Here is a 20,560-nt window from a genome sequence, read left to right on the forward strand (position 1 = left end):
CATTTACTTGTCCTGCCGTGCTCGCCAAAAATCGAAAAAGTTAAACCATTGCAGGGGGTATCGTTTGAGTATATTCTCCACACTTTCGGTATATGCTACAAGATACGAATCCACATCACGACGCTTAACCTGCTGGGCACGGCGTGCATAGAGGTGGTAATGCAGATTTTTTTCTTTCATAACGTACACGAAGATGACCGGAACAGCAAGCCTTGAGGCAATATGAAAAGGGCCTGCCGGAAACGTCGTCTTTTCTCCTAGCAAATTTCCTTCCAGTGTTTTTGATCCTTCGAAATAACGGTCGCCGGTAAAGCAGATCAACTCGTTATTAGACAACGCATCATTGATTTCAAACACGTGGGATAGATCATCCTTGATCTTGATATACTTTATCGAAGAGCCCCCAGAAATCCGTTCAATATATTCCTTGATGATCGTACGTTCTTGATCGACAGTGACTAGGTTGATCTGAAAATTCAAATCTATGTCAGCAAAGAATTTTTCTGCGATTTCGAAATTACCGACATGAGCCGAAATCAATATCCCTCCGCGTTGATCAGCCAACGCTTCTTTTAAGGTATCTATGCCATCGAATTCGTAGGTGAAACGATCTCGCAACCCAGCCGAGATGGCAACTTTATCAATGATGGTTTGCCCAAAAACATAGTAAACACTATAAACAGCAAAAAATGCCCTCCACGCCGAGTATTGCTGCCGCTCACGTAGATAATAGTAAATAGCTTTAAAGCTTTTGGGATTGAAAAGGAAGTAATAAAAAGAGACAAAGACCAAGAGCAAATAAGCTGCCCTTACACCGACCTTTTTTATAAGAAATACAAATATTTTATAGCCAAGGAGTGTCCCTTTAGATTTTCCGTCCCATTGGCTCATCGTTATGTTTAGTTTTTAGCAGCGATTTTACGTTCTACCACGTCGTAAAAATCCTGAAACGTCACCATTTCTGCAAAATCTGCCTCAACCAATTTAACACCAAAATTAGACTCCATGATAACCACCAAATCGACATAATCCAAGCTATCAAGGTCAAGCGATTCTTTCAAAGATGCATCTGGACTGATAACCTCCTCGTCTACCTCAAACTCCTCGATCAATATTTCGTTTATCTTTTGATGTATGCTCACCTTATTCATTATTAAATTTCTTGACTACCAAAGCGGAATTGGTTCCTCCAAATCCGAAAGAGTTAGACAAATATATATCAAATTCTTGTTTTATTGTGCTGGAAACAAAATTTAATTCTTTAATATCCTCATCAGGTTCTTCCAGATTGATCGTCGGCGCGATAAAACCATGTTGCATCATCAATGTCGAGTAGACAATTTCCGATGAGCCAGCCATCCAGCATTCATGACCCGTCATCGACTTCGTTGAACTCACATAGGGACGATTTCCGAAAACCTCCAATATTGCTTTTGCCTCATTCGCGTCGCCAATGGGCGTCGATGTTGCGTGCGCATTTATGTAATCCACTTCTTCCGGCTTTACACCCGCCTGTTTCAAGGCTCGTCGCATGGCCTTTGCAGGACCTTCGATGTTTGGTGTCGATATATGCCCCCCGTTGGAAGAGAACCCGTAGCCCATGACCTCCGCAATGATGGGCGCTCCTCTTTCGATCGCAGACTCGTAGCTTTCCAATATGACGGTGGCGGCTCCTCCACTCGGCACCAACCCGGTACGTTTCTTGTCAAACGGACGAGATGCTGCTGCTGGATGATCGATATCTGTCGCAAACACGCCTAGTCCATCGAAACTAGCCATGGCATACGGATTGATTTCTTGCGCACCACCACAGATAATAAGATCCTGAAGTCCCTGTTGGATAAACATAAAACCAAGCCCAATCGCATGCGAACCACTGGCACATGCCGCGCTGATCGTCATGTTCACACCAGAAAGACCGAAAATAGTCGCCAAGTTCATGGTTACGGTGGAATTCATCGACTTGAAAATTGCGCCGGAACCAATTAGTTGTGTATCTTTCTTCTCCCGAGCAATATCCGTTGCATCAATAATCGCCTTGGACACACTATCATTCCCGTAAAGGATCCCCACTTCCCGTTGCTGAAAATCATCCTCGCTGATACCGGCGTTGCGCAAGGCTTCCGTAGTAGCCATATACGCATACTCAGATTCCTCGCCCATACTAATTCGCTGACGACGACTTAACACCTTTTTCAAATCCGGCGCAGGCACCATTCCCGTCAAAGGAGATTTAAACCCGAAATCAAACCGGTCAGCATCAACGACAATCCCGGACTTTCCTTCGAAAAGCGATTGTCTGACTTCCTCCAAGTTGGTTCCGATACAGGAGTAAATCCCCATACCTGTGATCACGACCCGTTTACGCATACCTTCGCTTATGAATAGATTCCACCATTAATATTAATCACTTCGCCGGTAATATAGGCCGCCTTTTTCGAGGCCAAGAAACACACTACATCCGCCACTTCCTCTGCCTCTCCAAAACGGTTTAACGGAATCATCTTCACCAACTCCTGCTCATCCATATCTTTCGTCATCTCCGTCCGGATAAAGCCCGGGGCAACGGCATTAACCGTAATATTACGCTTGGCAACTTCCTGCGCCAATGCCTTCGTCGCTCCCACCACACCCGCCTTAGCGGCAGAGTAATTAACTTGTCCAGCCGTACCTTTAACACCAGACACCGACACAATGTTAATTATACGCCCATAGCGTTTACGTAACAACTTTTGCATAAAAAAGTTTGTCACATTGTAAAATCCCTGCAGCGAAGTATGGAGCACCGACGACCAGTCCTCGGGAGTCATCCACATAAAAAGGCCATCACGAGCTATGCCTGCATTGTTCACGATCACTTCCACAACCGCATCGGGATGCTGTTCCGTCCAAGCAGTTAATACGTCCAATACCGCTTTGCCATCGCCGACATCAAATTTCAGCATGTCTCCTGTGCCGCCCTCCGCCTCTATCAAGGCCAAGGTTTCTCTCGCAGCAACTTCATTGCCCTGATAGTTGATCAGGACATGATAGCCCAATTCGACAGCCAACTTTCTACATATGGCTCGTCCTATACCTCGTGATCCGCCTGTTACTAATGCACTCTTCATAATTACCGCATCAAATACTCTTTCACCTGCTGTATTGCGGGATAGAGCGGTTTGTCATCCGAAAAAGCGGGAATAATCTTCCTGATATCGTCATAGACCGCTTTCGTCTTTGAAGATACAAAATTCTGATAATTTAAAATATCTACAGCCTGCGCAATAGAAATCATCTGTATAGCCAACACCTCGAATGCGTTGACTACAACTTTATGTGCTATTACAGCGGCATTGGTCCCCATACTTACGATATCTTGATTGTCGTTATTGTTGGGAATACTATGGATATACATCGAGGTAGATAGCGTTTGATTCTCTGCGGTAGTCGATGTCGCGGTAAATTGAGCACCTTGCATCCCAAAATTAAAGCCTAGTTTCCCCATATTAACGAAAGGAGGCAATATCTCGTTGATCTTCGTATTCATTAGATAATTCAGTTGTCGTTCGGACAACATTGTCAAGCGGGTGATGGCCAACTTAAGCTTATCCATTTCGAGCGAAATGTAGTCGCCATGGAAGTTCCCTCCATGATAAACATTCTTATCTTCCACCGAAATAATGGGATTATCGCTTACCGAGTTAAGTTCGTCTTCCAAGATTTTCCCTACTTGTGTGATCGTTTCCAATACAGGACCCAAAATCTGGGGCACACAGCGTAAAGAATAGTATTCTTGCACCTTCTCCTTAAAAATCTCTTCTTGGTTATTGCCGGAATAGAGATCCTCTTCTCGCTTTTTGATGAGCATACTGTCCTGCAGGTGCTCCCGCATGCGCGCGGCAATTTCCTGCTGTCCGTGGTGCAACTTTACGCCATTCAGCGTCTCTGAATAATGATCATCGTGAGCTTTCACCAATTCGTTCATGGTACAGGAGAGCCAAATAGACCAATCCAAGAGCTTGCGTGCATGAAAATAGTTGACTAAACCCACACCTGTCATAACCGAGGTACCGTTGATCAAGGAAAGCCCTTCACGTACCACCACCTTGATCGGCTCGAGGCCCAATTCCGAAAATACATCTGCCGTTGGCCGACGTACACCCTGATAAAGCACCTCTCCTTCACCGATAAGAACCAAAGCTAGGTGAGCCAACTGCACCAAGTCGCCACTAGCACCGACACCACCATGTGCAAAAATCACGGGAGTCACCCCTTTATTAATAAAGTCCTGCAACAGGTCGACCACGCTTCTATGTACGCCGCTCTTTCCTTTAGAAATATTCGTCAGACGCGTCAACATCGCCGCTTTCACCTGCAACGGAGCTAGTAAATCTCCTGTTCCGGCTGCATGGCTACGAATCAAGTTGTACTGCAGCTGATGCGTATCTTCATCCTTTATGCGGTATTGTGCCATCGGTCCGAAACCAGTATTTACGCCATAAATCACCTTATTGGCGGCGAACTCTTTCAAAAACAAATGGCTTTTTTCTATAATATCGATTACCTCAGGCTGTACATCAAGCGGTTGTCCATCAAACAACACTTCATATATCTGGGATAACGTGAGCTTTTTATCAACTGAAATCATCTATTTACTCGTTGTTTTCTAATTTTAGATTAAGGTCAAAAAAGCACAAATATAACTCTTACATTTGTGTCATATTTAGACACCTGCAAAAGTAATATATTTTAGTAGTAATCCGTTACGCATATGAATATCGAAGAAGTAGATATTTTAATTATTGGCGCTGGCCCCTCCGGATCTGTTGCGGCGGGATATCTCCAACAGCGAGATATACGTATTAAAGTTATTGAGAAATCCAATTTCCCAAGGCTGGTTGTTGGCGAGAGCCTCATCCCGCGGGTGATGGATCATTTCGATGAGGCAGGATTGCTCCCGGCCCTGCAATCGCAAAACTTTCAGAAGAAGCCCGGCGCACGTTTTATCCGAGGCGAAGTGATCAGCATTTTTGATTTCAGCAACAAATTTGGGGAAGGTTGGGATTACACTTGGCAAATACCACGCGCAGACTTCGATTTGGTCATGGCACAAGAGCTACAAAGAAAAGGAGTGGATATAGCCTTTGAGACGGCTTTAGTTGATATCACGTTTGATGGCAGCACATCGCTATCAACGCTTGAGGATAAATACGGAAATCGTTCGCAGGTACGCGCTAAGTTTGTCATTGATGCCAGCGGATATGGACGTGTATTGCCGAGGTTATTGCAACTGGATAAACCCTCGCAGCTGAATCCACATTCGGCGATATTCTCGCATGTGGAAGACATCAACCGACCGGAAGGCATAGAGGGTACGCAAATATCCTTCGACGTATTGAACACCGAGGTTTGGCTATGGGTTATTCCGTTCTCCAATGGACGCACAAGCCTTGGCATTGTTGCTGATACGGCTTTCATCGAGCAGCTGAAGGGTGATGCCGGTACAACGGAAGCACTCAAAAAAGCGATATCATTATCTGATTTTTACGTAAAGCGCTTCGCCAATACCACTTTTGAGTTTGAACCCGTACACCTCAAAAATTATTCGGCAGCGGTAACCAAAATGTATGGTGATGGATTTGCACTCACTGGAAATAGCTCAGAATTTTTGGATCCTGTTTTTTCATCTGGTGTTTGTTTCGCTACCGAATCGGGCATTCTGGCGGCAAAGCTTGCGTTTCGGCAGCTGCAGGGGGAATCCATAGATTGGCAAGTTGATTTTGCTGACTACATGCAACGAGGAATCGATGTATTTACCACCTACGTTAAAGAGTGGTACACTGGAAATCTGCAGACCTTGTTTTTCCATCGCCCAGAAAACCAAGATGTCAAACGGAAAATATGTGCCGTCTTAGCGGGTTATGTTTGGAACGAAGAAAATCCTTTTGTCAAGAAGCATGACCGTGTGATTCGTACGATGGCCTACATGCTAGAAAACAACCAAACATTTTCACACGAGCATATCGACTAACAAATGTAATGGATTTCGAGGAGTCGAAATCCACTACATTTTAGTATAAAGTTAAGCTATTCAAAATGTGGTAACGCTGCATGAATTCGCGCAACGGTCTCATTTTTTCCTAGACAGGAAACGATCTGAAAGACATCCGGTCCAAATTTACCCCCTACAAGCATAATACGGAACGGCATCATGAGCTCACCAACCTTCATCCCCGAAGCTGCAATCTCCTCCTTAAAAAAAACCTCTAAAGATGATGCTTGCCAATCCTCAAAATCGTCGAATTTCAGCGCCACTTGTTGGAAGAAGGCTGTCTTTTCAGCACTCCACTTTGGTTTCACTGCAGCGACATCAAACGTAGAAGGGCGCTCGATAAAAAATGAGGCTTGACCCCAAAAGTCTGAAACAAACGTCAATCTTTCTTTTACCAAGGTTAAGATCTCCAACAGGTAATCATCAGCGATAGCAACCGCAACATGTTCTTCAACGAGCTGTTTTACCTGTGGCAAAAGCGCTGCATTGCTTGCTCGCTTTATCCACTCGTGGTTGAACCATTTGGCTTTCTCAAAATCAAACTTGGCTCCGGCCTTGCTAATTCGTTCCACGGAAAATTTTGCGATCAACTCCTCCTCGGTGAAAAGCTCCTGCTCTGTTCCATCATTCCAGCCCAACAACGCCAACATGTTGACGAAAGCCTGCGGTAAAAACCCCATTTCTCGAAACCCTTTGGTAACATCGCCGCTCTTAGGGTCTGCCCAGTTCATAGCATAAACGGGGAATCCTAAACGATCACCATCCCTTTTACTCAGTTTGCCATTGCCATCGGGTTTTAAGATCAGCGGCAGATGCGCCCATGACGGCATCGTGTCTTTCCAGCCTAAATATTCCCATAACAAGATGTGTACCGGCGCCGACGGCAACCATTCCTCACCACGAAACACGTGGGAGATATCCATATTTTTATCGTCGACAACGACCGCAAGGTGGTATGTGGGCATTCCATCCGCTTTCAGCAAAACCTTATCATCTACCAAGCTAGTTTCAAATGAAACACGTCCACGAATCATATCTTCGAAAGATACCGTTTCGTCGACGGGCATCTTGATCCGGATCGTATGGGCGACGCCATCGGCCAACAAAGCAACCGTTTCTGCGGCAGGCAAACTCAACGAGTTGCGCAATCCCAATCGGTTTTCATGTGAATAGCGAAAATTTGGATGGACTTTCCGTTGTTCTTCCAGTTCCTCTGCCGTGTCGAAAGCATAATATGCAAAGCCAGCCGCAACCAGCTGTTCCGCATACTGTCGATACGAAGGCTTACGCTCGCTTTGACGATAGGGGCCATAGCTTCCCGGATTGTTCGGGCTCTCATCGGCTTTAATGCCACACCAATCTAAACATTCTGTTATATAATCTTCCGCACCAGGCACAAAGCGTGTCTGATCGGTATCTTCGATCCGCAAAATAAAATCGCCCCCATGGTGGCGCGCAAAAAGATAATTAAACAAGGCCGTGCGTACACCTCCCAGGTGTAGTCCGCCCGTCGGGCTCGGCGCAAAGCGCACCCTAACTTTTCTCTGCAAACTCATAACCGCAAAACTACGAATTTATCACGGAAACGCCGTACCTCACACATTGATGCCTATCTTTTTACGAATGTCAAAAAAATGCCTATTTTGTAGACCATGATGATAAACAAGGACCGTCTCTATCAATACGACACCAAGCAGCGCTGGAAAGTATCCCTGTTCCTATTTGCCGCACTCATTGCTGGCGCCTCCTTATTTTACACCAACTACCTTGTAAAAAGTCTTTCCAAATCGGAGCGCACCAAGGCCGAGGTATGGGCAATGAGCACACGCAGCATCATCACTATGCCCGATGTGGACGACCAATTCATCAGTTTTGTATACGCTGTTCGAGATAGTCTTTCCATTCCCGCGATCATTACCAACGAAAAGGGAGGCATCATCTTTTGGCGCGATCTGGATTCAACAAAAACAAACATCAAAGAACATGCAGATTCAGCGAACGACAATATACATTACGACCCGATTTATTTTGAGAAACAGCTCGCCACCATGAAGCGAAACCATGCCCCTATCGCGTTACATCTCGATACTGGAGAAATTTGGTCGGTATACTATCGCGATTCAGATGCTTTACGTCAGCTTCGCATATTTCCGTACCTGCAACTTTCTCTCATTGCCTTGTTTCTCATTATTGCTTATACCGTCTTCAATTCCATTAAAAAAACCGAGCAAAATCTCGTTTGGGTAGGTATGGCCAAGGAAGCAGCACATCAATTGGGAACGCCTATTTCCTCCCTTATGGGCTGGCTGGAGTTGGTACGCACCAAGTTCGACGCCGAAAATGACAGCATCCTTAACGAGATGGAACGCGATGTGAAACGCTTAGAGATCGTTGCCGATCGCTTCTCGAAAATAGGATCAATCCCCACACTGACCAGTCAAGTGGTTTATCCGGTTATCCAAGAATTTATACACTATTTTCGGGTACGCACCAGTGAGAAAATATCCTTTGAACTAACGGGAGACAACACGGTGGAAGCGAAACTAAATGTGCAGCTTTTCGACTGGATCATCGAGAATTTACTGAAAAATGCAGTCAATGCAATCGATTCCGAAGGAAAAATAGTTGTCAACATCATAGATAACATTGCAAAAGAGGAAATTTTTATAGACATTAGCGATACCGGAAGAGGAATTCCAAAGTCAAATTTTGACACCATCTTTCAACCGGGTTTTACAACCCGAAAACGAGGCTGGGGACTTGGTCTTAGTTTGACCAAGCGTATGGTAGATTACCATCAAGGACAGATATTTGTAAAGGAATCAGAAATAGGCAAAGGAACAACATTTAGAATCATACTTAAAAGCAATCTTCGATATGAACCCACTCAAGTCTGACGAATATCCAGCTATTTATACCGATTACATCGAAAATGTCGTTGGCCCTGTGCTAGAAGAATTGCAGGAACAATTGACCAGCTTCCCCGAATTTATCCAAGGCATCACGGAAGATCGTGGCGACTTTAGCTATGCGGAAGGAAAGTGGACAGTTAAAGAAGTTCTTTGCCATATTTTGGATACTGAGCGGGTGATGGCCTACAGAGCCCTGCGTTTTGCCCGCAACGACATGACAGAATTGGCGCCATTCGAGCAAGATGAATTTGTACAGAATGGACGTCATAATGAACGTTCATTATCCAGTATCGCAGAAGAATTTACCTACCTGCGGAAAGCTAATCTTTTGCTGTTTGACACTTTCAACGAGACGGAGTTGGCACGAAAGGGAATGGCATCTGGCCGTTTGATAACCGTAAAAGCATTTTTGTATGTCATCGCGGGACATCTTACGCATCATCGCATTATCCTAAAAGAGCGGTATTTAAGCAACGAAAACATCGAGCATGCCGAACATCTGGTTTAAAGAGCATTCACTGGAAGAAGTGAATAGTATTTTCCAAACATTCATGACCGGGTACTTAGACATCAAGGCTATAGAAATCCGCGAGGATGCTCTTGTTGTCAGCATGCCGGTTACGGATAAGGTAAGGCAGCCCTTCGGAATCCTACATGGTGGAGCATCAGTCGTGCTAGCGGAATCGGCAGGGAGTGTAGCCTCCAACCTGGTGATCGATGCTGAGCAGTACGCTGGTGTAGGGATGGAAGTAAATGCCAACCACCTTAAATCGGTGCACGGAGGAACGCTAATCGCAATTTGTTCTCCTCTTCATCTGGGCCAAAAAAGCCATGTTTGGGACATCAAGATAAGTGATGAGAGTGATCGGCTGATTTGCGTATCTCGATTGACAGTCGCCATCATTGAAAAAAAATAACATTTTTTTAAAACAATATCCACATCTACATTGTATTATATACAAATACCATTAATTGGTTTTATGATACGGTTTAGGTTTTAGCGAGACTCCGCCCAACGTAGTCTCGCTAACTTTTTACAGTAAGCAATCGTTTGATCCGCTTTTCCTGTTCAAAATGTCAATATATTTTATTAGTCTTGTATTACGATAGTAAAAGTGCAACTGCGCTCTCCGTATCCATAAACACAAAGACTAACAAATTAAAGAAAAATGACTTCAACACCAACTGGAAAAACAGAGTTTCGCCCCATGGCAATATGCTGCGCGCTATTCTTTATCCTCGGCTTTATCACATGGGCAAATGGAACACTTATTCCTTTCTTAAAAATTGCCTGTAACCTAGAAACTGATTTGCAAGCCTTTTTTGTCACCTTCGCTTCCTATATCGCTTACTTCTTCCTCGCCATCCCAAGCTCTTGGATACTGAAGAAAATAGGATTTCAAAATGGGTTGGTGGTCAGTCTAATAATTTTGGGATTAGGATCATTGGTTTTTATTCCCGCTGCTGATAACAGAAGCTATGGACTTTTTCTAGCGGGCATTTTCATTCAGGGTTCAGGCATGGCTTTACTCCAAACGGCAGTTAACCCGTATCTGAGTATTATAGGCCCTATTGATAGCGCAGCACAGCGTATATCGATTGCAGGATTTTTCAATAAGACGGCGGGTATTATCGTGCCGATACTTTTTGGTACGCTATTTTTAAAAGATGCAGGAAAGGTAACTGCACAGTTAGAAGCAGCCACGGATGTAAATGCTCAAAACGCAATTTTGGACGGCCTAATTGCTCGTGTGCACACTCCCTACATCTCTTTGGCTGTCATCTTTGTCGCGTTTGCGATTTTCTTGAAATTCACTAAACTGCCTGAAGTAGATGTCGATGCAGAAGATGAAAGCGATGCAACACAAGTTTTGGTACGTAAAACTAGCGTTTTTCAATTTCCACACTTATTCTTGGGCTCCTTAGCCATCTTCTTTTGCGTTGCCGTGGAGGTTATGGCCGGCGATATTATCGGTGTTTATGGTCGAGAATTAAATGTAAATAGCTTCTTTGTAACGTATGCGACCGCCTTTACATTACTATGTATGCTCTTTGGTTACATCGTTGGTATCATTGCCATTCCTAGATTTGTGTCGCAACAATTTGCGCTTCGAATATGCACTATCGTGGGATTACTCTTTACGACAATTTCTGTTTTTACGACAGGCACAACCTCTTTCATATTTGTTGCATTACTAGGCGTAGCAAACTCCCTGATGTGGCCAGCCATCTTCCCCCTTGGGATCAAAGGCTTAGGTCGTTTTACGAAAACTGGGTCAGCAATCATGATTATGGGTATTGCTGGTGGAGCTATTTGGCCTCTGATATACGGTTTATTAAAGGATACCTTGCATGTAGACTTTCAGCATGCCTTTCTTTATGCTATGATTCCGGCCTACCTCTACATCCTTTTCTTTGCTGTAAAAGGACACCGTTTAGGTAAATAGTTTTTTACGGTTCGACGAGAGTGACCTGATACAGGCGCTCGGAAAAGAATACTTTAAAGGCTTGTTCAGCTGCTTAATGCTAAGCGTTGAACAAGCCTTTTCTTTTTCCTTTACACAGCTATGTTGTTTGATTAGTCCGCCTCACTCCAACAGCGATAGCGTAGATTTCTCCAACAGGATCTCCCGATGCTCCCCTTCCCCTAGGTACAGAACGTTTATAAACAATCTAACTCTCGCTTTGTCTTATATGATCAAACATCCGGAAGAGAAAATCACCGTCGCTCAACTAACTGGCTGACGTAGCACAGCTCTCTCCATATCTTTTTTTCCGCAGCGCCTATGAAATGACACCACTGCAATACCTGACGTGCCCACGATTAAAGTAAGCTTCTTCGCTGTTAAAGAAGTCAACGAGCACGGTGGGCAACATCGTGCCCCAATTTGGCTTTGATAATGAGAGCGCTTTTATACATTTACTCAAAAGAATTTGGAATGACGCCAATAGCCTATCGGAGGGCGTTTGGAGAAAAGAACTCGAAAGCGAGTAAGTAAACAAGGGTTCTTGACGGGCCATAAAGGGTTCCTGACGAGCCGTAAAGGGTTCTTGACAGGCCATAAAGAGTTCCTGACGAGCCGTAAAGGGTTCCTGACGAGCCGTAAAGGGCTCTTGACGAGCCGTAAAGGGCTCTTGACGAGCCGTAAAGGGTTCCTGACGAGCCGTAAAGGGTTCCTGACGAACCGTAAAGGGTTCTTGATGAGCCGTAAAGGGTTCCTGACGAGCCGTAAAGGGTTCTTGACCAGCCGTAAAGGATTCTTGACCAGTCGTAAAGGGTTCTTGACCAGCCGTAAAGGATTCTTGACCAGCCGTAAAGGATTCTTGACCAGCCGTAAAGGATTCTTGACCAGCCGTAAAGGATTCTTGACCAGTCGTAAAGGGTTCTTGACCAGCCGTAAAGGATTCTTGACCAGTCGTAAAGGGTTCTTGACCAGTCGTAAAGGGTTCTTGACGAGCCATAAAGGGTTCCTGACGAGCCGTAAAGGGTTCCTGACGAGCCGTAAAGGGTTCCTGACGAGCCGTGAAGGGTTCCTGACGAGCCGTAAAGGGTTCTTGACGAGCCGTGAAGGGTTCTTGACGAGCCGTGAAGAGTTCCTGACGGGCGGTAAAGGGTTCTTTACTGAATAAACAAGGGGAGCTACTCGCGTTGAGCAGCTCCCCACATGACCAACATCGTGTTGGATAATGCTTATTTTTTCACCAATTTAATAAAATCGGCAACGACATTTAAACTCTCATCAAGAACGAAATCAAACTCGGTCTTTGGTTGTGGCTCTCCTTCTTTCCAAAGCGGAAGTCCACGAAGCTCCAAGCCCTTATTAATACGTGCTCTATTTTTTGCTTTCGCTTTGTCACGTTCTTTCTGCAACTCCACTTGGTTTAGGCTAATCTCCTGAATGGAATCAAGTTTCTTAAATTCGTCGATATCTTCCAACAAATATTTATATTCCGGCGATTTTTTCATTCGTGCCTGGTGGATGCTATTTAGCTTTTGATTTACACTAACTAAATCTGCTACACGCTTGAAAGAAGAAGCATTAATCTGATCCCAAGGTAAGGCAGACGGTTCCGAGCTTTCACCAAACTTCTCTGCTGTATACTGGGTTGGGAAAACCACATCTGGCGTAACACCCTTATGTTGCGTGCTACTTCCATTGACCCGGTAGAACTTACCCATGGTAATGTTGATCTGACCAAATTCTGGAGCACCATTCGGGGTATCTGGGTCTTTGCTGTCACCTTTTGCTTTCAACAACAGCTTGTTGGTGGCACTGATAAAGCGAGACATCTCAATAGCCGACTGCACCGTACCTTTACCATAGGACTGTGAGCCTAAAATTACACCACGTCCATAATCTTGGATCGCTCCCGCGAAGATTTCCGAAGCGGACGCAGAAAAACGATTGATCAAGACGCCGAACGGACCATCCCAAGATACACCTGCTTCTTCGTCGCTATCCACCTCTACGCGGTTTCTAACATCACGCACCTGTACAACTGGTCCTTTGTCGATAAACAGCCCCGTTAGCTCAATTGCTTCCTGCAAGGAACCGCCACCATTATTACGCAAATCAAGAACCACCGCATCCACTTTTTCTTGGCGTAGGGTATCCAAAATCAAACGCACATCACGTGTCGTACTTTTGTAGTTAGGATCGCGCTTGCGATAAGCATCAAAATCAATATAGAATTTCGGCAACTTGATCAAGCCTACTTTATACATCTTGCCGTCTTCACCTTTCACCTGTTTGATTTCTTTTTGCGCAGACTCTTCCGCCACAACTATTTTCTCGCGCTTCAATGCAACCACTTTAGGCTGTGCAGTCAACTCCTGCCCTGCGGGAATGATCTTTAAGCGCACCGTCGTTCCTTTAGGACCTTTGATTTTAGCCACCGCAGCATCTAGTCTCCATCCTATAATATCATCAAACTCACCATCGCCTTGCGCCACGCCAATAATACGATCATCCACATTGAGGCTTTTGTCTTTGAAAGCAGGTCCTCCAGCAATAATTTCTTTAATGGTAACCATTTCGTTTTCCATCTGCAAACGCGCCCCGATTCCTTCAAATGTATTGGACATGCCTTCGTTAAAAGCCTGCGCAAACGAAGGATTGTAATACGTTGTATGTGGATCTACGGCATCTGTCAGCGAGGTCATAATAAGCTGAAAAGCATCATTTGAGTTGGTTTTCTTCGCTTGAGAGATAATATTCTGATAGCGTTTGCGTAAGGTTTCTTTATGTTTCTCTACATCAACAGAGTCTTTCTCGGTACTCGTTAAGCGCAGGTTCAACAAATCATACTTCACCCGCTTGCGCCACTGGTCTTTCAACTCGGCATCCGTTTTAAAGTAAGGTAGCTTCTCGCGGTAAGCGATATAGTTCTCATTGACGCTAAAGTTATGATCCGCATCAATCTGCGTTAAAGCGTACTCCATTGCTTCGAGATAACGTTTGGAATACACATTAAAAATGTAAAATGGGGCAGAAAGATCCCCTTTTCTAAAATCTTGACTGATGGTATTTTCAAATTGCTTAAAGTCTTCAACATCCGACTCCAGTAAATAGTTACGCCCTTGATCCATAGACTTCAGCAAATTCGCAAAAACTATACGCGATAGCGAATCCGTCATGGGCACCTTCTTATAGCTGTAGTTCTCTAAGAGATTAGCGACTTCAGACGCAATCACTTCATGCTGGGCGGAAGGCTTCAACTCCAACATCCCTTCTTCCAAATTCACACGGGGCTTTGATCCACAGGCAACGACCGATATCAATGCCAGACCAAATACTATATTCTTAAACATATAAGAGATTTTATTTAAATACATTAACTGTTATCCTTTCAGTACACAAGCGTTGAGCCTTGTTTTGCTCGCGCTAAAAATACTGAAAACGAACTAGAAAATAAGAGCAACACGTAAAATAATCAACACACGCATCTTATTAAAAACTAAATTTACGTTTAGATAACCAAATATCCCGCCAAATATTGTGTAAATATATAATTACACGGAGGGGAAGCTCACATTTAATTCATCAAAAACAGAAAATGTTAAAGTTGGTTAAAAAACGGAACGGATGTTGTTTTAACTACGCAGCAGACGGTAGTGCCAGAAAGCTTTCGCTATACGCAACCAGCCTGTAAGAAAGTTTTTTATACATTTGATAAAATCGAAAAAGGACATAATATGCGCTCACCGAGAAAGTACAGTGCCGCCATCGGACTTGTTATGACATGCTTTGCCTACGCAAACGATAGCTTCGCTCAGGAGCAATCCCCATCACTCGATCCAGCTGGCTACGTTAATAAATACGACCGTAACTTTGCAGGCATAGGTCCAAAGGTCTATGTACTTCCCGCACCACGCAGCCGAGAAGAGCTTCTGATCGACTCTTATAGGGAGAAGACTGTATTTCAAGATAGCATCGACCGAGCATTGGATTTCCAACAGCTCCTACAAGAATTCAAACCCACAAGCAATGTTTCCAATGTTCAGTACCTGTTATCTCCACTCCCAGCGACATCATTGGCGTGGAATAATCTCGTCGAACGGGAAATTGACCGAGGCAACTACAGTACAGCTTATGGTTTACTTCATGCTTATGCAGCAATATCATTGCGTGAAGGTGCCACCCATCAAACGGCAGGCCTGCTGCAAAGTGCCCTTCAACATGCACAAAAGACGAACAATACATTGGATATCGCTACGATCCAGTATAATTTGGGCAATGTCTATCTGTTCGACAAAAACATTCAGCAAGCCGGCTTTTTCCAAGAGTCTTATTATAAAAATGCATTAAAGCAACAGAGTATCGTCGAACAGGCAAATTCATTGGTAAAGATCGCTTTAATCCAAGCATACGACAAAGATTACCGTTCCGCAGAGAGCAACATTATCAGAAAAGCTATTCCACTTCTAAATAGAGCAAAAGCCTACGACCGAAAAATTATCGCGTGGCAAAGCTTGGCTAAAATATACCAGTTGCAAAATAAGCACACCGAAGCGCAATGGTTTTTGATACAGGCCAGAGATCTTGCAAAGAACAAAAATTTCCCTAACGAGCTTGCCGAGATCGAATACATGCTGGCCTTCTCGAAATTTATTCAAAAAAACTATAAAGTCGCTCAAAAGGAATTTATACAGGCCGATGCCCTCGCTAAAACCGAAGACAATAAAATGCTTCAGCTGGCGATCATCGATAAACTCGGCGAAATCTACATGAGCCAACATGATTTAAACAAAGCAGAAGACGCCTTGTCAAGCTACGAAGAGCTGCGGAAGGAACTTTTTAAGGATTAGCTTGGTCGATTACATACCCGAGCATGTAATTTTGAAATTTTTCGTAGTAGACCTGAAAGGCATAGGTCTTCTTTTCTTTACGCAACATTAAAGTCATGACGCCCTGTGGACGATACTGAAAAGGTAAAATAGTCATGTCGTCCAAAAAAGAAACGCCTTTGTTGCCTTGCAATTTATATACCGCTTCCTTCGCACACCAACAAGCATAAAGCTGTTCAACGTTATTGTTCTGAATAAAGCCTAACTCTCCAGGCTTTAGAAATTTTTCTTTAATTCGCAGCACCTTATCTTTCACAATTTCCAAGTCAATGCCACATTCTCCCTGCTGGCTCATCAGCACCCCGGCATAATCATAAGAATGTGTCAACGAAATCTTGTAGGGATAGTCGGGCAGAAAAGGTTTGCCATTTTCGTCAGAAGGGCACGCGATATAGCCTTCAGTTCTTAACAGATAACGGAGTAAAACGCGCGTAGCCAACCAGTGTAAGGTGCGTTTCCCCTTAGAAAGACTCTCTAGCTTGGCCTTTTCACGTTCATCCAGCTGTAGGCGGCCAAGCAGCTCTTCTACCGACTCCTCAATCTTCCATATGGCAAATTTTGTTTCATTATTCAGTTCCCGGAGATATACTAAACCCATGTCGATAATATCAAATTAATTTTTTTACGCGTTCCTATAATCCTAAAATTACGAAGTTTAAGAATAATGCAAAGCCACTTGTAAAATAAAATATTAAAAGTTGCTGAAATTGAAGCAATAGTGTATTTTTGGAGTCCTCTTTCAAAACCAAGAAAAGGGATACGGAATACAGCACATGATATTATCAGATAAAAGAATTTTAGAGGAAATTGACAAGGGCACGATCGTTATCGAGCCTTTCGACAGAAAATGTTTGGGAACAAACTCCTACGATGTTCATTTGGGCAAATACCTCGCCACCTATATAGATGAGGTTTTGGATGCCAAGAAGCACAATACGATCAAACATTTCGAAATTCCCGAAGAGGGATTTATCCTTCAACCCGGCACTTTATATCTCGGCGTGACCTTGGAATACACCGAGTCACATGGGCACGTCCCCTTTCTGGAAGGAAAGTCCAGCACAGGTCGTCTCGGCATAGACATCCACGCAACGGCCGGCAAGGGCGACGTAGGTTTTTGCAACACATGGACCTTAGAAATCTCCGTTGCGCAACCCGTTCGTGTATATGCAGGGATGCCTATTGGCCAATTGATCTACTTTGTTGTCGAAGGCGATATTGAGACTATGTACAACAGTAAAGGAAATGCGAAATACAACAATAAAACCATTCGACCTGTCGAAAGCATGATGTGGAAAAACGCTTTCTAGTCGACCACATAAAAAGAGAGGGGTGAACAATATCACGCCTCTCTTTTATTACAGAAAGCTTGTCTAACCGCCGAATTCCATTAAATAAGATTTTAAAAACTCATCTAACTCTCCATCTAGTACCGCCTGTGTATTAGAAGTCTCTGTACCTGTGCGTAGATCTTTGATCAATTTATAGGGATGGAGCACATAATTTCGAATCTGCGACCCCCATTCAATTTTCTTCTTTGACCCCTCAATTGCCGCCGTTGCTTCTTGACGCTTACGCATCTCAATTTCGTAGAGCTGCGATTTGAGCAAGCGTAAAGCATTTTCCTTATTTTGGAGTTGCGAGCGCGATTCCTGATTTTTGATAATGATTCCCGTAGGCTTGTGATGCAAACGAACTGCAGTTTCGACTTTGTTTACGTTCTGTCCCCCGGCACCGCCCGAGCGGAAGGTATCCCATTCAATCTCCGAATCTTTTACATCGATTTCAATATTGTCGTCCACCAACGGATACACATAAACAGAAGCAAAAGAAGTGTGTCGCTTGGCATTAGAATCAAAAGGGGATATCCGTACTAATCGGTGAACACCATTTTCTCCTTTCAGGTAACCATAGGCGAAGTCACCAGAAAACTGTAAAGTAACAGTTTTAATCCCGGCTACATCTCCTTCTTGGTAATCCTGCTCGGTAACCTTGCATCCGTGTTTTTCGCCCCACATGATATACATACGCATCAGCATGGCGGCCCAATCGCAAGACTCCGTTCCGCCAGCACCAGCAGTGATCTGCAAAATAGCATCCAACTGATCCTCCTCGGCACTCAGCATATTCTTAAATTCCAACTCTTCAACCTGCGTCAATGCTTCCTGATATTGACTGTCCGCATCCTGTTCGGTGGCGTCACCAGACTGCATAAACTCATACATCACCCCCGCATCCTCTACAGCCGCACTTACCGCATCAAAATGCTCGGTCCAAACCTTCAGGTTCTTTATTTCATGCAGCACCTTTTCTGCCGCTTTGGGGGCATCCCAAAAATCGGCTTTCAATGTAATCTCGGTATTAGCAGCAATTTCTGCTTTCTTGGCATCAATGTCAAAGATGCCTCCTTAGGGAAGTTACTCTATCCCTCAAGTCCTGAATCTGTTCTCTGGTCATAACCAAAAGTAAAAAGTAAATATGTAAAAACGTAATAACCCTAGCTGATATCACGAAATACCTAGGTTTCAGGATAATTTTTTAGAATTAACTGTTTCAATACTTATCTTTGGTACAAACAACGTTAGACTTTATGTTTCCAAACATCGACTTTACCACCACCCAAGCGTACAAATATTTAGCCGACCATTACATCACGGTCAACGAAAAATCATTAAAGGAACTTTTCGCGGAAGATCCGGAGCGTTTTCAAAAATTCTCCACACAATTGGAAGACATCCTATTTGATTTTTCCAAAAACAGGATAACGGATGAAACCATTGCTTTACTCGTACAGTTGGCCAATGAGTGTCAACTCCAGGAAGCTATCACCGCCATGTTTGCCGGCGAAAAGATAAACGCAACCGAAGGACGCCAGGTTTTGCACACCGCGTTGCGCAACCAATCGAACGAACCAGTAATAGTCGATGGTGAGGACGTGATGCCAAAAGTCAAAGCTGTTCTTGAGCACATGAAAGACTTCACCAATCGTATCCTTTCGGGCGATTGGAAGGGTTTTACTGGCAAAGCCATTACTGACGTAGTGAATATTGGCATTGGCGGCTCCGATTTAGGTCCGGTGATGGTTACCGAGGCACTTAAGTCCTATAAAACGAGACTTAACCTGCATTTCGTATCCAATGTGGATGGCACACATATCGCCGAAACATTACAGCAGCTGAATCCTGAAACGACACTATTTTTGATTGCCTCAAAAACGTTTACCACGCAGGAAACAATGGCCAACGCACAATCGGCAAAAAATTGGTTTTTGGATGCCGGCGCTGCAGAGGCCGATGTTGCCAAACATTTTGCCGCACTAAGCACCAACGAAGAAGGTGTTGCTGCATTTGGAATAGATACCCAAAATATGTTCGAATTTTGGGACTGGGTCGGCGGACGCTATTCATTATGGTCGGCCATCGGCTTATCCATCTCCTTGGGTATCGGCTACGACAATTTTGAGGAGCTCCTTAAAGGTGCTCACCGTGCCGACAAGCATTTCCGCGAGACAGAATTCGAAAGAAATATTCCGGTTATACTGGCACTTTTGGGAATTTGGTACAATAACTTCTTCGATGCGGAGAGCCATGCCATCTTGCCTTACGACCAGTATCTACACCGATTTGCAGCCTATTTCCAACAAGGAGATATGGAAAGTAACGGAAAATATATCGATCGCAACGGGAACCGTGTAGACTACCAAACAGGACCAATCATTTGGGGCGAGCCAGGTACGAATGGACAGCATGCTTTCTATCAGTTAATTCACCAAGGCACAAAGTTGATCCCCTGCGATTTCATTGCGCCAGCAGTTTCCCTGAACCCTTTAGGCAACCACCATCAGCTTCTTCTGTCGAATTTCTTTGCACAGACAGAAGCCCTCATGAATGGCAAGAGCGAGGAAGAGGTAGTCGCCGAGTTGAAAAAGGCCGGCAAATCAGCGCAAGAGATCGAAGCACTAAAAAACTTTAAGGTATTCGAAGGCAATAGACCAACGAACTCCTTCCTCCTCAAAAAAGTTACCCCATACACGCTAGGAACCTTAATTGCGCTTTACGAGCACAAAATCTTCGTACAGGGCGTTATCTGGAACGTATACAGTTTCGATCAGTGGGGCGTGGAACTAGGTAAACAACTGGCCAATAAAATTTTGCCTGAACTGGTTAACGACGAGGCCATTGCTTCGCATGATTCATCCACCAATGGATTAATCAATCAATACAAAAATTGGCGATAATATACCTCGCAAAGGAGATATAAATACAA

Annotated in this window: 18 protein-coding genes; 8 read left to right on the forward strand and 10 right to left on the reverse strand. The window is 44.2% G+C overall.

Annotation, left to right across the window (positions count from 1 at the left end; genetic code table 11):
- Nucleotides 1–3 precede the first annotated feature (3 nt).
- From SCB77_RS09975 to SCB77_RS09995, 5 genes are read right to left on the reverse strand one after another with little or no spacing between them, the layout of a single operon-like run.
- On the reverse strand, nucleotides 4–891 hold the full coding sequence (locus SCB77_RS09975; RefSeq protein ID WP_320186287.1) for an LpxL/LpxP family acyltransferase: 888 nt from the start codon (nucleotides 889–891) through the stop codon (nucleotides 4–6).
- 8 nt (nucleotides 892–899) lie between these two features.
- Nucleotides 900–1,151: a phosphopantetheine-binding protein gene (locus SCB77_RS09980; RefSeq protein WP_320186288.1), complete on the reverse strand. Its 252-nt coding sequence runs from the start codon at nucleotides 1,149–1,151 to the stop codon at nucleotides 900–902.
- Entirely contained in the window at nucleotides 1,144–2,370 is a 1,227-nt protein-coding gene (locus SCB77_RS09985; protein WP_320186289.1) for a beta-ketoacyl-[acyl-carrier-protein] synthase family protein, read from the reverse strand. The genes SCB77_RS09980 and SCB77_RS09985 overlap by 8 nt, the downstream gene beginning before the upstream one ends.
- Before the next feature lie 8 nt (nucleotides 2,371–2,378).
- A complete protein-coding gene (gene fabG / locus SCB77_RS09990; protein ID WP_320186290.1) occupies nucleotides 2,379–3,110 on the reverse strand; it encodes a 3-oxoacyl-ACP reductase FabG in 732 nt (243 codons plus the stop codon).
- 2 nt (nucleotides 3,111–3,112) lie between these two features.
- A complete protein-coding gene (locus SCB77_RS09995; protein ID WP_320186291.1) occupies nucleotides 3,113–4,630 on the reverse strand; it encodes an HAL/PAL/TAL family ammonia-lyase in 1,518 nt (505 codons plus the stop codon).
- 123 nt (nucleotides 4,631–4,753) lie between these two features.
- Between SCB77_RS09995 and SCB77_RS10000 the strand changes: the two genes are divergently transcribed.
- Nucleotides 4,754–6,013, forward strand: coding sequence for an NAD(P)/FAD-dependent oxidoreductase (locus tag SCB77_RS10000; RefSeq protein ID WP_320186292.1), 1,260 nt, complete (start codon nucleotides 4,754–4,756; stop codon nucleotides 6,011–6,013).
- 56 nt (nucleotides 6,014–6,069) lie between these two features.
- On the opposite strand, the gene gltX is transcribed toward SCB77_RS10000, so the two are convergent.
- On the reverse strand, nucleotides 6,070–7,590 hold the full coding sequence (gene gltX / locus SCB77_RS10005; protein WP_320186293.1) for a glutamate--tRNA ligase: 1,521 nt from the start codon (nucleotides 7,588–7,590) through the stop codon (nucleotides 6,070–6,072).
- Between the two features lie 96 nt (nucleotides 7,591–7,686).
- On the opposite strand from gltX, the gene SCB77_RS10010 reads away from it, so the two are divergent.
- The 4 genes from SCB77_RS10010 to SCB77_RS10025 all read left to right on the forward strand — a co-directional run bounded on the left by SCB77_RS10010 (nucleotide 7,687) and on the right by SCB77_RS10025 (nucleotide 11,393).
- Complete coding sequence (locus tag SCB77_RS10010; RefSeq protein WP_320186294.1) at nucleotides 7,687–8,931, forward strand: sensor histidine kinase; 1,245 nt, start codon at nucleotides 7,687–7,689, stop codon at nucleotides 8,929–8,931.
- Nucleotides 8,912–9,454: a DinB family protein gene (locus SCB77_RS10015; RefSeq protein ID WP_320186295.1), complete on the forward strand. Its 543-nt coding sequence runs from the start codon at nucleotides 8,912–8,914 to the stop codon at nucleotides 9,452–9,454. Before SCB77_RS10010 ends, SCB77_RS10015 begins: the two co-directional genes overlap by 20 nt.
- Nucleotides 9,435–9,863: a hotdog fold thioesterase gene (locus SCB77_RS10020; protein ID WP_320186296.1), complete on the forward strand. Its 429-nt coding sequence runs from the start codon at nucleotides 9,435–9,437 to the stop codon at nucleotides 9,861–9,863. The genes SCB77_RS10015 and SCB77_RS10020 overlap by 20 nt, the downstream gene beginning before the upstream one ends.
- Nucleotides 9,864–10,115: 252 nt before the next feature.
- Nucleotides 10,116–11,393 carry a sugar MFS transporter gene (locus SCB77_RS10025; protein ID WP_320186297.1) on the forward strand — a complete coding sequence of 426 codons (1,278 nt, stop codon included), beginning with the start codon at nucleotides 10,116–10,118 and terminating at the stop codon, nucleotides 11,391–11,393.
- Between the two features lie 337 nt (nucleotides 11,394–11,730).
- Here SCB77_RS10025 and SCB77_RS10030 read toward each other — a convergent pair whose 3' ends face one another.
- Together SCB77_RS10030 and SCB77_RS10035 are read right to left on the reverse strand one after the other, a co-directional pair.
- Nucleotides 11,731–12,408: a hypothetical protein gene (locus tag SCB77_RS10030; RefSeq protein ID WP_320186298.1), complete on the reverse strand. Its 678-nt coding sequence runs from the start codon at nucleotides 12,406–12,408 to the stop codon at nucleotides 11,731–11,733.
- 229 nt (nucleotides 12,409–12,637) lie between these two features.
- A complete protein-coding gene (locus SCB77_RS10035; protein WP_320186299.1) occupies nucleotides 12,638–14,758 on the reverse strand; it encodes a carboxy terminal-processing peptidase in 2,121 nt (706 codons plus the stop codon).
- A gap of 384 nt (nucleotides 14,759–15,142) precedes the next feature.
- Between SCB77_RS10035 and SCB77_RS10040 the strand changes: the two genes are divergently transcribed.
- On the forward strand, nucleotides 15,143–16,255 hold the full coding sequence (locus SCB77_RS10040; protein WP_320186300.1) for a tetratricopeptide repeat protein: 1,113 nt from the start codon (nucleotides 15,143–15,145) through the stop codon (nucleotides 16,253–16,255).
- Here SCB77_RS10040 and SCB77_RS10045 read toward each other — a convergent pair.
- Nucleotides 16,245–16,892 carry a 4'-phosphopantetheinyl transferase family protein gene (locus SCB77_RS10045; protein ID WP_320186301.1) on the reverse strand — a complete coding sequence of 216 codons (648 nt, stop codon included), beginning with the start codon at nucleotides 16,890–16,892 and terminating at the stop codon, nucleotides 16,245–16,247. The genes SCB77_RS10040 and SCB77_RS10045 overlap by 11 nt on opposite strands.
- A 175-nt stretch (nucleotides 16,893–17,067) precedes the next feature.
- Here SCB77_RS10045 and dcd point away from each other — a divergent pair, with 175 nt between their 5' ends.
- Nucleotides 17,068–17,604: a dCTP deaminase gene (gene dcd / locus SCB77_RS10050; protein WP_320186302.1), complete on the forward strand. Its 537-nt coding sequence runs from the start codon at nucleotides 17,068–17,070 to the stop codon at nucleotides 17,602–17,604.
- A 63-nt stretch (nucleotides 17,605–17,667) separates the two neighbouring features.
- Here the strand turns inward: dcd and prfB are convergent.
- Nucleotides 17,668–18,751 (reverse strand): peptide chain release factor 2 gene (prfB, locus tag SCB77_RS10055; RefSeq protein WP_320186303.1). Its coding sequence is split into 2 segments (ribosomal slippage): nucleotides 17,668–18,690 and nucleotides 18,692–18,751, totalling 1,083 coding nucleotides; the frame shifts between segments, so codons are not numbered across the junction.
- 133 nt (nucleotides 18,752–18,884) lie between these two features.
- Here prfB and pgi point away from each other — a divergent pair.
- A complete protein-coding gene (gene pgi, locus SCB77_RS10060; protein ID WP_320186304.1) occupies nucleotides 18,885–20,531 on the forward strand; it encodes a glucose-6-phosphate isomerase in 1,647 nt (548 codons plus the stop codon).
- Nucleotides 20,532–20,560: the final 29 nt, after the last annotated feature.

The sequence above is a fragment of the Sphingobacterium bambusae genome, from assembly GCF_033955345.1.
In the GTDB taxonomy this organism is placed as follows: Bacteria; Bacteroidota; Bacteroidia; order Sphingobacteriales; family Sphingobacteriaceae; genus Sphingobacterium; species Sphingobacterium bambusae.

Excerpts from the sequence above, each read along its gene's own strand:
- SCB77_RS09975 (WP_320186287.1), bottom strand. The coding sequence starts at position 891 with ATGAGCCAATGGGACGGAAAATCTAAAGGGACACTCCTTGGCTATAAA.
- SCB77_RS09980 (WP_320186288.1), bottom strand. The coding sequence starts at position 1,151 with ATGAATAAGGTGAGCATACATCAAAAGATAAACGAAATATTGATCGAG.
- SCB77_RS09985 (WP_320186289.1), bottom strand. The coding sequence starts at position 2,370 with ATGCGTAAACGGGTCGTGATCACAGGTATGGGGATTTACTCCTGTATC.
- fabG (WP_320186290.1), bottom strand. The coding sequence starts at position 3,110 with ATGAAGAGTGCATTAGTAACAGGCGGATCACGAGGTATAGGACGAGCC.
- SCB77_RS09995 (WP_320186291.1), bottom strand. The coding sequence starts at position 4,630 with ATGATTTCAGTTGATAAAAAGCTCACGTTATCCCAGATATATGAAGTG.
- SCB77_RS10000 (WP_320186292.1), top strand. The coding sequence starts at position 4,754 with ATGAATATCGAAGAAGTAGATATTTTAATTATTGGCGCTGGCCCCTCC.
- gltX (WP_320186293.1), bottom strand. The coding sequence starts at position 7,590 with ATGAGTTTGCAGAGAAAAGTTAGGGTGCGCTTTGCGCCGAGCCCGACG.
- SCB77_RS10010 (WP_320186294.1), top strand. The coding sequence starts at position 7,687 with ATGATGATAAACAAGGACCGTCTCTATCAATACGACACCAAGCAGCGC.
- SCB77_RS10015 (WP_320186295.1), top strand. The coding sequence starts at position 8,912 with ATGAACCCACTCAAGTCTGACGAATATCCAGCTATTTATACCGATTAC.
- SCB77_RS10020 (WP_320186296.1), top strand. The coding sequence starts at position 9,435 with ATGCCGAACATCTGGTTTAAAGAGCATTCACTGGAAGAAGTGAATAGT.
- SCB77_RS10025 (WP_320186297.1), top strand. The coding sequence starts at position 10,116 with ATGACTTCAACACCAACTGGAAAAACAGAGTTTCGCCCCATGGCAATA.
- SCB77_RS10030 (WP_320186298.1), bottom strand. The coding sequence starts at position 12,408 with ATGGCTCGTCAAGAACCCTTTACGACTGGTCAAGAACCCTTTACGACT.
- SCB77_RS10035 (WP_320186299.1), bottom strand. The coding sequence starts at position 14,758 with ATGTTTAAGAATATAGTATTTGGTCTGGCATTGATATCGGTCGTTGCC.
- SCB77_RS10040 (WP_320186300.1), top strand. The coding sequence starts at position 15,143 with ATGCGCTCACCGAGAAAGTACAGTGCCGCCATCGGACTTGTTATGACA.
- SCB77_RS10045 (WP_320186301.1), bottom strand. The coding sequence starts at position 16,892 with ATGGGTTTAGTATATCTCCGGGAACTGAATAATGAAACAAAATTTGCC.
- dcd (WP_320186302.1), top strand. The coding sequence starts at position 17,068 with ATGATATTATCAGATAAAAGAATTTTAGAGGAAATTGACAAGGGCACG.
- pgi (WP_320186304.1), top strand. The coding sequence starts at position 18,885 with ATGTTTCCAAACATCGACTTTACCACCACCCAAGCGTACAAATATTTA.